The 14,160-nt window shown below is 42.8% G+C and carries 10 protein-coding genes and 2 rRNA genes; 11 read left to right on the forward strand and 1 reads right to left on the reverse strand.

All coding sequences use genetic code 11. The annotated features are described in order from the left end of the window. The 9 genes from F893_RS05500 to hisC all read left to right on the forward strand — a co-directional run. Positions 1-2,845 (forward strand): 23S ribosomal RNA (locus F893_RS05500); the annotation flags it as partial. A 176-nt stretch (positions 2,846-3,021) separates the two neighbouring features. Next, positions 3,022-3,136, forward strand: a 5S ribosomal RNA gene (gene rrf / locus F893_RS05505). A gap of 198 nt (positions 3,137-3,334) precedes the next feature. Beyond that, complete coding sequence (locus F893_RS05510) at positions 3,335-4,786, forward strand: RNA polymerase factor sigma-54 (protein WP_005250993.1); 1,452 nt, start codon at positions 3,335-3,337, stop codon at positions 4,784-4,786. A gap of 184 nt (positions 4,787-4,970) precedes the next feature. Continuing rightward, complete coding sequence (hpf, locus tag F893_RS05515) at positions 4,971-5,303, forward strand: ribosome hibernation-promoting factor, HPF/YfiA family (protein WP_004730744.1); 333 nt, start codon at positions 4,971-4,973, stop codon at positions 5,301-5,303. Positions 5,304-5,436: 133 nt separating this feature from the next. Continuing rightward, complete coding sequence (ibaG, locus tag F893_RS05520) at positions 5,437-5,688, forward strand: BolA family iron metabolism protein IbaG (protein WP_004730742.1); 252 nt, start codon at positions 5,437-5,439, stop codon at positions 5,686-5,688. A gap of 7 nt (positions 5,689-5,695) precedes the next feature. Next, positions 5,696-6,952: a UDP-N-acetylglucosamine 1-carboxyvinyltransferase gene (gene murA / locus F893_RS05525; RefSeq protein WP_005250995.1), complete on the forward strand. Its 1,257-nt coding sequence runs from the start codon at positions 5,696-5,698 to the stop codon at positions 6,950-6,952. After that, positions 6,952-7,653 (forward strand): ATP phosphoribosyltransferase, encoded by a 702-nt coding sequence (gene hisG / locus F893_RS05530; RefSeq protein ID WP_004646025.1) that lies wholly within the window; start codon positions 6,952-6,954, stop codon positions 7,651-7,653. The genes murA and hisG overlap by 1 nt, the downstream gene beginning before the upstream one ends. Before the next feature lie 186 nt (positions 7,654-7,839). After that, positions 7,840-9,144, forward strand: a complete 1,305-nt coding sequence (gene hisD, locus F893_RS05535) for a histidinol dehydrogenase (RefSeq protein WP_005250997.1) — start codon at positions 7,840-7,842, stop codon at positions 9,142-9,144. Positions 9,145-9,292: 148 nt separating this feature from the next. Continuing rightward, on the forward strand, positions 9,293-10,381 hold the full coding sequence (gene hisC, locus F893_RS05540) for a histidinol-phosphate transaminase (RefSeq protein WP_005251000.1): 1,089 nt from the start codon (positions 9,293-9,295) through the stop codon (positions 10,379-10,381). Between the two features lie 109 nt (positions 10,382-10,490). On the opposite strand, the gene F893_RS05545 is transcribed toward hisC, so the two are convergent. Continuing rightward, a complete protein-coding gene (locus F893_RS05545; protein ID WP_005251001.1) occupies positions 10,491-11,822 on the reverse strand; it encodes an anthranilate synthase component I family protein in 1,332 nt (443 codons plus the stop codon). Between the two features lie 259 nt (positions 11,823-12,081). On the opposite strand from F893_RS05545, the gene F893_RS05550 reads away from it, so the two are divergent. Continuing rightward, positions 12,082-13,131 (forward strand): putative pilus system protein FilA, encoded by a 1,050-nt coding sequence (locus F893_RS05550; protein WP_005251002.1) that lies wholly within the window; start codon positions 12,082-12,084, stop codon positions 13,129-13,131. A gap of 188 nt (positions 13,132-13,319) precedes the next feature. Next, on the forward strand, positions 13,320-14,153 hold the full coding sequence (locus F893_RS05555; protein ID WP_004730731.1) for a putative pilus system C39 family peptidase FilB: 834 nt from the start codon (positions 13,320-13,322) through the stop codon (positions 14,151-14,153). Positions 14,154-14,160 lie beyond the last annotated feature (7 nt).

The raw sequence follows: 14,160 nt of genomic DNA on the forward strand, positions 1-14,160 counted from the left end.
GAAAGACGTGATAGCCTGCGAAAAGCTCCGGGGAGGCGGCAAATATCCTGTGATCCGGAGATGTCTGAATGGGGAAACCCACTTACCATAAGGTAGGTATTGCAACATGAATACATAGTGTTGCAAGGCGAACGAGGGGAAGTGAAACATCTCAGTACCCTTAGGAAAAGAAATCAATTGAGATTCCCTCAGTAGCGGCGAGCGAAAGGGGAAGAGCCCATTAAGTCATATAAGTTCTAGTGGAACGCTCTGGGAAGTGCGACCGTAGACGGTGATAGTCCTGTACACGAAAGGGCTTATATGATGATGTCGAGTAGGGCGAGGCACGTGAAACCTTGTCTGAATATGGGGGGACCATCCTCCAAGGCTAAATACTCCTGACTGACCGATAGTGAACCAGTACCGTGAGGGAAAGGCGAAAAGAACCCCTGTGAGGGGAGTGAAATAGATCCTGAAACCGCATGCATACAAGCAGTGGGAGCCGGCTTAGTCCGGTGACTGCGTACCTTTTGTATAATGGGTCAGCGACTTATATTCAGTAGCAAGGTTAACCGCATAGGGGAGCCGTAGGGAAACCGAGTCTTAATAGGGCGTTTAGTTGCTGGGTATAGACCCGAAACCAGGTGATCTATCCATGAGCAGGTTGAAGGTTGGGTAACACTAACTGGAGGACCGAACCCACTGTCGTTGAAAAGCCAGGGGATGACTTGTGGATAGGGGTGAAAGGCTAATCAAACTTGGTGATAGCTGGTTCTCCCCGAAAGCTATTTAGGTAGCGCCTCGGACGAATACCATTGGGGGTAGAGCACTGTTTCGGCTAGGGGGTCATCCCGACTTACCAAACCGATGCAAACTCCGAATACCAATGAGTACTATCCGGGAGACAGACTGCGGGTGCTAACGTCCGTAGTCAAGAGGAAAACAATCCAGACCGCCAGCTAAGGCCCCAAAATTATAGTTAAGTGGGAAACGATGTGGGAAGGCATAGACAGCTAGGAGGTTGGCTTAGAAGCAGCCACCCTTTAAAGAAAGCGTAATAGCTCACTAGTCGAGTCGGCCTGCGCGGAAGATGTAACGGGGCTAAAACTATATGCCGAAGCTGCGGATGCATAATTTATTATGCGTGGTAGGGGAGCGTTCTGTAAGCCGATGAAGGTGGATTGAGAAGTCTGCTGGAGGTATCAGAAGTGCGAATGCTGACGTGAGTAACGACAATGCGAGTGAAAAACTCGCACGCTGAAAGACCAAGGGTTCCAGTCCAACGTTAATCGGGGCTGGGTGAGTCGACCCCTAAGGCGAGGCCGAGAGGCGTAGTCGATGGGAAATTGGTTAATATTCCAATACTTCTGTGTAATGCGATGAGAGGACGGAGAAGGTTAAGTCAGCCTGGCGTTGGTTGTCCAGGTGGAAGGTTGTAGGCATGTATCTTAGGCAAATCCGGGGTACTCTATGCTGAGAACTGATAGCAAGCTGTACTTGTACAGTGAAGTGGCTGATACCATGCTTCCAGGAAAAGTCTCTAAGCTTCAGTTACACAGGAATCGTACCCGAAACCGACACAGGTGGTCAGGTCGAGTAGACCAAAGCGCTTGAGAGAACTCTGCTGAAGGAACTAGGCAAAATGGTACCGTAACTTCGGGAGAAGGTACGCTGTTGTCTGTGATAGGACTTGCTCCTTGAGCGGCCGACAGCCTCAGAAACCAGGCCCCTGCAACTGTTTATTAAAAACATAGCACTCTGCAAACACGAAAGTGGACGTATAGGGTGTGATGCCTGCCCGGTGCTGGAAGGTTAATTGATGGGGTTAGCGTAAGCGAAGCTCTTGATCGAAGCCCCAGTAAACGGCGGCCGTAACTATAACGGTCCTAAGGTAGCGAAATTCCTTGTCGGGTAAGTTCCGACCTGCACGAATGGCATAATGATGGGGGCGCTGTCTCCAGCAGAGACTCAGTGAAATCGAATTCGCCGTGAAGATGCGGTGTACCCGCGGCTAGACGGAAAGACCCCGTGAACCTTTACTGCAGCTTGACATTGAACTTTGATCTTACTTGTGTAGGATAGGTGGGAGGCTTTGAAGTCGCGACGCTAGTTGCGATGGAGCCGTCCTTGAAATACCACCCTGGTAATATTGAGGTTCTAACTCTGTCCCGTTATCCGGGACGAGGACCATGTCTGGTGGGTAGTTTGACTGGGGCGGTCTCCTCCTAAAGAGTAACGGAGGAGTACGAAGGTGCGCTCAGCGTGGTCGGAAATCACGCGTAGAGTATAAAGGCAAAAGCGCGCTTAACTGCGAGACCCACAAGTCGAGCAGGTACGAAAGTAGGTCTTAGTGATCCGGTGGTTCTGTATGGAAGGGCCATCGCTCAACGGATAAAAGGTACTCTGGGGATAACAGGCTGATACCGCCCAAGAGTTCATATCGACGGCGGTGTTTGGCACCTCGATGTCGGCTCATCTCATCCTGGGGCTGAAGCAGGTCCCAAGGGTATGGCTGTTCGCCATTTAAAGAGGTACGCGAGCTGGGTTTAGAACGTCGTGAGACAGTTCGGTCCCTATCTACCGTGGGCGTTGGAAATTTGAGAGGATCTGCTCCTAGTACGAGAGGACCAGAGTGGACGAACCTCTGGTGTACCGGTTGTCACGCCAGTGGCATCGCCGGGTAGCTATGTTCGGAAGGGATAACCGCTGAAAGCATCTAAGCGGGAAGCCTACCTCAAGATAAGATTTCCCCGAGACTTTATGTCTCCTAAAGAGCCGTTGAAGACTACGACGTTGATAGGTTGGATGTGGAAGCATAGTGATATGTGAAGCTGACCAATACTAATTGCTCGTGAGGCTTGACTATACAACACCCAAACAGTTGTTGTATTAAGCATCAATCGATTCGATATTAAACAAAGTGACTTGATTTAGTTACGCTAAACGAACAAACTATCCAACTCAGATAAATCTGTTAATGAATTCTATTTGGTAGAAAGCAAGGCAAAACGTAAGACCTAGCAAGTATCCATAAACAGTTGTGCTGGCGACCATAGCAAGAGTGAACCACCTGATCCCTTCCCGAACTCAGAAGTGAAACCTCTTAGCGCTGATGGTAGTGTGGGGTTACCCATGTGAGAGTAAGTCATCGCCAGCTCATTATTCCTAAATCCCCCTCCGCCAAGGCAGAGGGGGATTTTTTATGCGAAAAATTAAGTATTTAAACAATTATTAGTCGCGAAAGACTAGAAATTTAAAATCCAATTTGTATGTTTTTTGGTAAATCTGTGTTATAAAAAATAAAACGGCATAAAAATTGCTTATAAAACGGGATTTTCTATTAAGGGGGGTAACAATGAGATTATCAGTGGGTATAAAAATTGCGAACTCGCTGTCATTAACTCCACAATTACAGCAGGCAATTCGGCTATTACAACTTTCAAGTCTGGAATTGGAACAAGAAGTTCAGTTGCAACTTGATAGTAATCCTCTATTAGAAAAAGTTGAAGAGCAAATTACCCTTGAAAGCTTATCTACAATTGAGTCAAATAATGAAAATCAAGATCTAACTAATCAACTTAATGCCGATCATCTGCCTGATGACTTACCTGTAGATACCGATTGGGATGATGTCTATACCCATCAACCTACAAGTCTGGGGGCAGCCGAGTTCGAAGAGCGTGAAGATAATCGTCAAGGGCATCAGAGCCTGCAAGAATATATGCTAGAACAAATTAATCTGCTGAATTTTTCACAGGTTGATAAATTAATCGCTTATTGCATAGTCGATTCTTTGGACGACAAAGGTTTTTTAGATGCTGAGTTGAGTGAAATTACTGCATCAGTACAACATTTACTCTCTTCTATGGGGTCTGAAGAAGAAATTGAAGATGATGAGGTTGCCGTTGTATTAAAGCATATCCAGCGTTTGGATCCGGTAGGTGTAGGTTCTAGAAGCTTGGCAGAATGCCTATTGGTTCAACTTGATAATTTACCTGCGTCAACCCCTTGCCGAAATGATGCGATCAAACTTCTGCAACATTATGAATTGTTGATTACCAATGAGCTTCCTAAGCTGATCAAACAGACTGGCTTAAATCCAGAACAGTTGCGCTGTGCTGTAGATTTGCTAAAAACCTTAAAACCGCATCCAGGTCTGGAATTTGAAAACAAGGAATCGGATTATCAGGTGCCAGATGTTGTGGTGATGAAAAAGAATAACTGCTGGCAAGTCAATTTAAACTCGGATGTACTGCCAAAGTTACGCGTCAATTCTTTTTATGCCAAAATGATTCGTCGTGCAGATCAAAGCGATGATAATCAGTACCTGCGTAATCAGATGCTGGAAGCGAAGAACTTTATCAAAAGTATCGATGAACGGCATAAAACATTATTGAAAGTCGCGACTTGTATTGTAGAACATCAAAAAATGTTCTTGGAAATTGGGGCGGAAGGCATGAAACCTCTGGTTTTAAGAGATATTGCCGAAGAAGTCGAATTGCATGAATCTACAGTTTCTCGTGTAACCACCAATAAATATATGCTGACCCCACGTGGATTGTTCGAGTTGAAATATTTCTTCTCGAGTCATGTCGGGACTACTTCAGGTGGTGAAGCATCTTCTACTGCTATTCGTGCCAAAATCAAAAAACTGATTTCCGAAGAAAATGCCCGTAAGCCTCTGTCTGATAATGCAATTGCCAATATGTTAAAAGATGAAGGCATTGATGTGGCACGACGTACGGTGGCGAAATATCGTGAATCGTTACATATTCCTTCATCTTCTGAGCGAAAACTCTTGATCTAAAATTTGAAATCTGGCTATTCTAGAGATTCATTATGACAACATAATGAATCTTTTTTCTTTTGAGGATCAGTAAGATTGATTTGATTCAGGACTTAAAATACGGATATTTTATTTATAAGTTACTGTATTTAAATTATTTTATATTGAGACTCTTCTAATCCTAACGAAGGTGAGGGATAGAACTATGCAAATAACAATTCGTGGACATCATTTATCGATTACGCCAGCTATTGAAGAAAGTATAAAAACCAAGTTTTCACAGATGACGAAGCACCTAGATCAGGTGAATAGTATGCAAGTGAAACTCTCGAAAGATCATCAAATTGATAAACGCTCTAGAAAGGGCAGTAGTAATCATATCGCAGAGGCTATTATCCGATTACCGGGCATTGAATTTTTTGCTCACGCCACCGCAGATGATATGTATACCTCAATTAAAATATTGACCGAAAAATTGAAACGGCAGATTGATCGATACCGGGAAATGCATTTACAGCAGCATCCTTTAGCTCTATAAAGGACAAATGATGAAAAAGAGGTTTTAAAAGCCTCTTTTTTTTATATATATAATGTATGGATCCATGAATTATTTTTGCTATTTATAGTAAAATGGCTCGTTTTACACCCTTAGTCCTATAAGAGGTCTTGTGATGAATAATGAACAGCTCGCTGAAATTTTAGAAGCCGCTTTTCCAGAGGCGGATGTTGCTGTGAGTGGTCAGGGCGGAAAATTTGATCTCCGTATTGTGGATGATCAATTTGAAGGTAAGCGTCCAGTTGCACGCCAACAAGCTGTTTATGCTCCTCTCAATGCCCATATTGCCAGTGGTGCAGTTCACGCAGTAACGATTCGCGCGATGACAAAAGAAGAATGGCGCAAAGCAAGCTTATTTGGAGCTTAATCATTTAATGGATAAATTTTTAATTCAGGGCGGTATCAAGCTCGAAGGTGAAGTGCGCATTTCTGGTGCAAAGAATGCAGCACTTCCATTATTGGCAGCAATGATTCTTGCTGATACCCCGATTACGCTCAGAAATGTTCCTAATCTAAAAGATGTCAATACGTTGGTGAAGCTGATTGCTGGTCTTGGGATCACCATGACTTATGAAGGCGATACGGTTGTTGCTGATACTTCTACATTAGATAACCAGTTCGCACCGTATGAGCTCGTAAAAACTATGCGTGCTTCTATTTTGGTGCTTGGTCCATTATTGGCGCGCTATGGCAGTGCAAAAGTGTCTTTACCAGGCGGTTGTGCGATTGGTTCCCGTCCTGTCGATCAGCATTTGAAAGCTTTAGAAGCTTTAGGCGCCGAGATTGAAGTCGAAGCCGGTTATGTACATGCCAAAGTCGATGGTCGCCTGAAAGGTGGCGAAGTTGTCTTTGATATGGTGACTGTGGGTGGGACAGAAAATATTCTGATGGCTGCCGTGTTGGCCGATGGTGTGACCACGATTCGCAATGCAGCACGTGAACCTGAGATCACTGATCTTGCGCAAATGCTGATCAAGATGGGTGCCAAGATTGAAGGTCTAGATACCGATACTTTAATTGTGACCGGTGTCGAACGTCTGCATGGCTGTGAATATGCGGTTGTTGCTGACCGGATTGAAACCGGTTCATATCTGGCAGCAGCAGCGATCACTGGCGGTCGTATCAAAACCACGCATACTGATCCGTCCCTGATGGAAGCGGTGCTGGACAAGTTTGAAGAAATGGGCGCAGAAGTGACCCGTGGTGACGACTGGATTGAACTGGATATGCTGGGTAAACGTCCGAAAGCTGTCAGCTTCCAAACCTTACCACATCCAGAATTTCCAACCGATATGCAAGCCCAGATTATGGCTGTGAATGCCATTGCTCAAGGCTTTGCGACAATTTCTGAAACGATTTTTGAAAACCGTTTCATGCATGTTCCTGAATTGGCACGTATGGGTGCCAATATTCAGGTAGAAGGTAATGAGGCTGTGGTAACGGGTGTAGAAAAACTTTCTGCCGCACCCGTAATGGCAACAGATTTACGTGCTTCGTTCTCTTTGGTGCTGGCAGCACTTGCCGCTGAAGGTGAAACGCTGATTGACCGCATTTATCATATTGACCGCGGTTATGAAGATGTAGAAGCAAAGTTACAAAGTTTAGGTGCCCAAATTAAGCGAGTAAATTAATGAGCGATATGAGAAACGATGATCCAAACTTTGACGTAATGGGCAATTTTGATCATGGTTTAACTTTGGCATTAAGTAAGGGGCGTATCTTAAAAGAGACTTTACCTTTGCTAGAAACAGCAGGGATTAATCTTTTAGAAGATCCTGATAAGTCTCGTAAACTGATTTTCCCGACCACGCATAAACAGGTTCGTATCTTAATTTTACGTGCTTCAGATGTACCGACTTATGTTGAAAATGGTGCAGCCGATATTGGCGTGGCCGGTAAAGATGTATTGATGGAACATGGTGCACAAAATGTCTATGAACCATTGGACCTGAAAATTGCGGTATGTAAATTGATGACCGCCGGTAAGGTGGGGATGCAACGTCCTAAAGGTCGCTTAAAAATTGCGACCAAGTACGTGAATTTGACCCGTCAATACTATGCCAGCTTGGGTGAGCAGGTTGATGTGATCAAGCTGTATGGCTCCATGGAACTTGCACCACTGGTCGGTCTGGGCGATTACATTGTTGACGTCGTAGATACAGGTAATACCTTGCGTGCCAATGGTCTGGAGCCACTTGAAGAAATTTGCAAAGTGTCTTCGCGTTTAATCGTGAATAAAGCCAGCTTCAAGCGTAAGCAAGCGTTGTTAAATCCGATTCTGGCACAGCTTGAAAAAGCCGTAGAAGAACGTGAAAAGGCCAAACAGGCTTAAATTTGTTGCATAAAAAACCGTCCTTTTAGGGCGGTTTTTTTTATTCGATTGAACATAAATACGATGTAAATTCTTTCATTAATTTTACCAAAAGCTATTTCCAATAAAACTCATAGGGCTAGAGCACTATAGCTGCCGACAAAAGTCTGGAAAACAGGTAAACTAAAGCCTTCGAATTCAAACCTGATGGGTAAATTGATGCGACGTTTATCGACCCAAGATCAAAACTTCAAGCAAGCATTTGCTGACTTGTTGGCTTTTGAAACTGTTAATGATCCTGAACTTTTAAAAACTGTAGATCAAATTATTGCTGATGTTCGTCAGCATGGTGATGCTCAAGTTCTTAAACTCACTCAACAGTTCGATCGACATCCGGCGCATCAATTTTCAGATTTAGAGTTAAGCCAAGAGCAACTGCAAGCTGCCTTCGAGGGTTTGACGACTGAAGTGCGCGAAGCTTTAGAGCTTGCTGCAGCACGCGTGCGCGAGTTTCACCAGGCACAAAAACAGGACGGCTGGACCTATGTCGATGCTTTAGGAAATACGCTTGGTCAGAAAGTCACTCCACTGGATCGTGTTGGGATTTATGTGCCGGGTGGTCTGGCTTCTTATCCATCTTCAGTATTGATGAATGCTGTGCCTGCTCATGTAGCGGGAGTTCCTGAAATTATTATGGTGGTACCTGCACCGAATGGTGATTTAAATCCATTGGTACTGGCGGCTGCCTATCTGGCAGGTGTGACACGTGTCTTCACGATTGGTGGCGCACAAGCGGTTGCGGCATTAGCTTACGGTACAGAAACGGTCCCACCGGTCGATAAAATTACCGGCCCAGGCAACCGTTTTGTTGCTGCGGCAAAACGTGCGGTGTTTGGTCAGGTCGGTATCGACATGATTGCAGGACCTTCTGAAATTCTGGTGTATGCCGAAGGCCAAAATAATGCTGAATGGTTGGCGATGGATTTACTTTCGCAAGCTGAACATGACACTGTGGCACAAGCCATTTTCATCACACCAGATGAACAGTTGCTGAATGAGGTTGAACAGGCGATTGAAATGCACCTGGCAATATTGCCAAAGGCAGAAATTGCCCGTACTTCGATTGCCAATCGTGGTGCTTTAGTCTTGGTAAAAGACCGTCAAGAAGCGTCAGATTTGATTAATCAGGTAGCGCCTGAGCATTTGATGTTATGTTTAGATGATGCAGAAGCAATGTCTGATAGCATTCGTCATGCAGGTGCAATCTTTATGGGTCGTTATACGCCTGAAGCCATTGGTGATTACTGTGCCGGGCCAAACCATGTCTTGCCAACTTCAGGTACTGCGCGTTTTTCATCGCCACTTGGTGTCTATGATTTCCAGAAGCGTTCAAGTTTGATCATGTGCTCACAAGAAGGTGTAAAAACTTTAGCAAAAACTGCGGATATCTTGGCGCAACAAGAGAACTTGGATGCACATGCACAGTCAGCACGTTATCGTTATCAATCATAAATAGCATTACAACCTCTCCCTGACCCTCTCCTAAAAGGAGAGGAGAATTTAAACCACAAAAATCTTGTGTCTTTATTAATGAAAATTCCTCTCTTGCGCCATATATGGCTCAGGGAGAGGTTAGGAGAGGGTTTAAAGAGAATATAAAATGAATATCACAACAGAACAAATGCGTTTTTGGAGTCCTGAAGTACGTGAATTAGAACCGTATACCCCAGGCGAACAACCAAAAATCCAGAATATTTTAAAACTTAATACCAATGAAAATCCGTATCCACCATCACCCAAAGTGGTAGAAGCGGTTCAAAAGGTACTTGCGAATTCGGCGGATGTTTTGCGTCTGTATCCTGACCCGGATGCATCAGAGTTGAAACAGGCGATCGCTAAACAGCAAAATGTACCTGTAGACACTGTCTTTGTCGGCAATGGCTCAGACGAAGTCTTGGCACATATCTTTAAGGCTTTTTTTGTTCAAAAACAGCCTCTGCTTTATCCAGATATTACCTATAGTTTCTATCCGGTTTATAGTCAGTTTTTTGGCGTCAAAACCAAAATCTTACCATTGAATGATGACTTTGAAATTGTTGTGGATGACTATAAACAAGCTAATGGCGGCATTATTATTACTAATCCTAATGCGCCGACCAGTATTGATCTAGGTTTGGCTGCGATTGAAGAAATTCTGCAAGCCAATCCGGATTCAGTGGTGGTGATTGATGAAGCCTATGTGGATTTTGGTGCTGAATCAGCAGTTAAGCTGGTTGAGAAATATGAGAATTTAGTCGTATGTCAAACCACATCGAAGTCACGTTCTCTTGCGGGTTTGCGTGTTGGTTTTGCGATTGCTCAGTCCCATTTAATTGCAGCACTGGAAGCAGTCAAAAATAGCTTTAACTCTTATCCGATGGACCGTTTTGCGATTGCTGCAGCGGTCGCTTCATTTGAAGATCAAGCCTACTTTGAAGCACAAAATGCAAAAGTGATTACGAGTCGTGAAAAGTTGGTGTCCCAATTAAATGAGCTTGGTTTTAAAGTTTTACCATCGAGTGCCAACTTTATTTTTGCCTCATTGCCATCTAAGGATGCAGGTAAGTTGGCCAGCGAACTACGTGAACGTGGCATTATCGTGCGTTATTTTAACAAGCCACGTATTAACCAGTTCTTAAGAATTACCATTGGTACAGATGAGCAAAATCAGCGTTTAGTCGATACACTAAAAAATGAGATTTTGGTGTGATTAAAATCCCTCTTAGCCTCCCTTTGAAAAGGGAGGATTTCCCTCCTTTACTAAAGGAGGGTTAGGGTGGATTTGTAGAAAAAAGCGAGTCAAATGATTCGCTTTTTATTTATTTAGGCTGATACCACGTATTTAACAGATCCAGCATCGCTGAAACTTTATCAAAACATTCTTGATATTCTGCATCACAATCCGAAGAAATGGTAATACCACCACCCGCCCATAAAGAAACATCTTCTTGATATTTTTGGATGGAACGAATCAGAATGTTCCAGGAACCGGTACCATCAAAATTAAAATAACCCATTGATCCACAATAAGCCCCACGTGCTGCACCTTCCAGTTCAGCAATAATCTGCATGGCACGAATTTTAGGTGCACCCGTAATTGAGCCACCTGGTAGGGCTGACATTAACACCTCGAAAGGATTGATATCTGCTTTTAGGGTCGCTTCAACTTCGCTCACCATATGATGCACTTGATTAAAACTTTCGATATTAAATAATTTGGGTGTTTTAACCGAGCCTGTTTCCGCATAAATACTTAAATCATTACGTAATAAATCCACAATCATGACATTTTCTGCTTGATCTTTTTCCGATGCTTTTAAGATTTGTTTAGATTGTTCATCCAGCACGGGATCTGTATAGCGTGGCATGGTGCCTTTAATTGGTTTAGTGATAATTTTCCGATTTTTTTCAAAGTCAATAAATAACTCGGGTGAGCAACTGAGTAATTCAAAATCACCAATACGCAAATAACCGGCATAGGGCGCTTCGGTTAATGTCCAGAATGCTTGGGCAGTTGCTAAGAGGGAGCCTTGGGCACGACCTTTAAACTCTTGGGTCAGATTAATCTGATAGCAGTCACCTGCAACAATATAGTCCTGAATTTTCTGAAAAGCCTGAGTATAAACAGATTTAGTCCAGCGTGAGATACAAGGATTTTTTAAGTGAAATTTCGATTGAATTTTATTTTGCTTAAGTAAGTTCTGAATATAATTGAAAATCTGTTCTGCCTGTGGATCATCACTATAGAACATCCAGCCATCAGGGGTTGGTTTAATGTAGGAAGGAAATTGACCAATAAATAAACCAGGTTGAGGACGGTCTGGATACTGAATATATTGTTGAGCGGCATAATCGTAGCCGATAAAACCAACATAGCCTCCACGAAAGCCATGCTCTTGAGGAGTTTTTAATACATTGATTGCTAAATTAAACTCAGATGGGCTGGATTGGTATTGTTCAATCCCTGTTCTTTTAAAAGACTGAATTTGTGATGTCTGCGCAACAAAATATTCTTGAGCGCAGCAGGCAATAAAAGGCCGACCATTATTATTTAAATACACCAGATGATTCAATGTCTTCAATGCGGATAATAGATCTGTAACCAGACGTGATTCAAACTTTAAGGGACGATGATAGAGAGCTTCGGTCATTCAGTTATGGAGAGTTCGATATGACTTACTATTTTATATCAAGAAGCCAGGAAAATATTTTTAAATCATGAAATACCGTTTATCGGTAAGCGACAGATTGCGACCAACAACAGTTGATCAAAATTTGACTCGACGCTAATTTAAGTGGGCTAGCAAATTACTCAAGGAAAGATGCTTAAGCTGTCAGAAAATAAAAAATACAGCCTAAACACTGAGTAATTCACAACCAAAAAAAATAGTACTCTTGGGAGAGTAAACAATGAAAAAATTTACAAAATTAGTTTTAGCGACTTCAGTTGCATTTAGTGCCAATGCGATGGCGATGCAAGCAATGGATGATGCATCTCTAAGCGAAACAACGGGTCAAGACGGTTTGACAATTGGTATCGGCATCTCGAAAATTGCTATTGAAAAATTATTTATCCATGATAACGACGGTTTGGCACCTAAAGGTGTTGCAAATGAGGCGGGTTTCGGAGGTACTTCTACAGCAGGTGCGATCGTAATCCGTGGTAAGACTGATACAGCACCTGATGCTGCTGCTCTTGCTGATCCTACTACTGCAACGCATGGTGTAGTAATCGGTGCCAATTATGACAATAATGGTGCCTATTTACTTGCATCCCGTAACCTTGCTGACTTGGTAATTGATTCAGATGCTGGGGCTGGTAATCCTTTCATTAATGTTGCTGCACAAGTATCGGGTCTAGATATCAAAGTTGGCCGAATTGGTGTAACTGCATCTGGTGCAGATGATCCGGATTCGATTCGTCGAGGTGGTGCCGGTGTTGTAAACGACATCATTAGTGGTTTTGACGTTAAAACTGGTGTGATAAATGCCAATATTCAACTGGGTGCTGCTCCACAAGGCGCTATGATCAAGATGAATAGTGTAATGGCAGGTGGTCTAGAAATTAAAAACCTAGGTATTTTAGATAACTCGTCTAAAAATAAAGCAGTGGGGCTTGTAGGTACGACTCCAGTGACTACACGTGAAGCCGGTGAGATTTTTGTTGAAAGTATCAAAATTGCAGATGCGGATTCTAATGATTTAACCATTAGCCAGAATATTTCTGTATATAACGATGCTTATGTAGGTACTACAGCTCAGTTAGGTAAGGCAGCGCATGTTCGTATTGTAAGTAATGATACTGGGGCGAAAGACCAATACATTAAAGGTATTCATTTAGGTAACCGTGAAGCAAGATCATCAATTGGTGATATGGAAGTTCAAGGCTTACAAACATTCTACTCTCAAGCTCAGGGTAGTTATACAAAAGGCGCAATTATTACTATTTCAGGTCACTAATCTTTATTTTAAAAAAAGCGCGTGTTTACACGCGCTTTTTTATGACTATATCACTTATCTAAAAAATAAAAAAAATACTGTATTTTTTTGAAAAAGCAGGTATCTTTCTAGTTACAGGGAAGTAGAGTGAATGCTCTATAAAAAGAAAAATAGGCACATCATGCCCATTATAAGAAAAGTTAATAATTATGTTAGAGATCGCGTTGGGCTCGGCATTGATGTATTACGCTGCCAAAGAAGCTCTGGATATCAAAAAACAGCCGAATGGGGCTGTTCACTATACTGAAGTTCTTGATTCAAGAAATGACTCTTTTGTGCGTATGCACCGTGAAGCTGTGGAAGTAAAACCGGCACTTCTGGATCAGTTTCAGGGCATTGTACGTCAAGCTTATGATTATAGTTGTGGTTCAGCAGCACTTACAACCCTCCTCAATGGTTATGTCGGTACACAGCTGGATGAGCAGCAAGTCATGAGCGGGCTGATGAAATTCGGTGAAACGGATAAAATTGTTGAACGCCGTAGTTTTTCTCTGCTTGATATGAAGCGCTTCGTTTCAGCCTTAGGATTGGAAAGTGGAGGCTATCGAGGAGAGTTCAAAGATTTAGTCAATCAAGATCAGCCTGCTATTGTTCCGATTTCTTATGCGGGATTTAAGCATTTTGTAGTTTATAAAGGTTATAAAAATGGCCGGGTTTATGTTGCAGATCCGGCACTTGGTAATATCAGTTTTGAGGAACGGCGTTTTCAGGATATTTGGGAAAATAACACTTTGTTCCTGATTAATGTACCTGAACAATATCGCAAAAATTTTCTAGCATTAAAAGAATCAGATATGCGCCATGTAGAAGATGCTACGATCAATCGCTATGCCTTGGTTGACATGCAGTATCCACAATTTTATATGGACAAAATTGCTGATAAAGCTTCTACGATCCGTATGGACCGTAATCGTAATACAGAGTCAGAACAATTTGGGGAATATCAACATAACTTCCTGAGACTGTATTACAAGAATAAATAAAACGAAA

The sequence above is a fragment of the Acinetobacter sp. CIP 102136 genome (assembly GCF_000369685.1).
GTDB lineage: Bacteria > Pseudomonadota > Gammaproteobacteria > Pseudomonadales > Moraxellaceae > Acinetobacter > Acinetobacter fasciculus.

Excerpts from the sequence above, each read along its gene's own strand:
- F893_RS05550 (WP_005251002.1), top strand. The coding sequence starts at position 12,082 with ATGAAAAAATTTACAAAATTAGTTTTAGCGACTTCAGTTGCATTTAGT.
- hpf (WP_004730744.1), top strand. The coding sequence starts at position 4,971 with ATGCAAATAACAATTCGTGGACATCATTTATCGATTACGCCAGCTATT.
- F893_RS05545 (WP_005251001.1), bottom strand. The coding sequence starts at position 11,822 with ATGACCGAAGCTCTCTATCATCGTCCCTTAAAGTTTGAATCACGTCTG.
- hisD (WP_005250997.1), top strand. The coding sequence starts at position 7,840 with ATGGGTAAATTGATGCGACGTTTATCGACCCAAGATCAAAACTTCAAG.
- ibaG (WP_004730742.1), top strand. The coding sequence starts at position 5,437 with ATGAATAATGAACAGCTCGCTGAAATTTTAGAAGCCGCTTTTCCAGAG.
- F893_RS05510 (WP_005250993.1), top strand. The coding sequence starts at position 3,335 with ATGAGATTATCAGTGGGTATAAAAATTGCGAACTCGCTGTCATTAACT.
- hisG (WP_004646025.1), top strand. The coding sequence starts at position 6,952 with ATGAGCGATATGAGAAACGATGATCCAAACTTTGACGTAATGGGCAAT.
- hisC (WP_005251000.1), top strand. The coding sequence starts at position 9,293 with ATGAATATCACAACAGAACAAATGCGTTTTTGGAGTCCTGAAGTACGT.
- murA (WP_005250995.1), top strand. The coding sequence starts at position 5,696 with ATGGATAAATTTTTAATTCAGGGCGGTATCAAGCTCGAAGGTGAAGTG.
- F893_RS05555 (WP_004730731.1), top strand. The coding sequence starts at position 13,320 with ATGTTAGAGATCGCGTTGGGCTCGGCATTGATGTATTACGCTGCCAAA.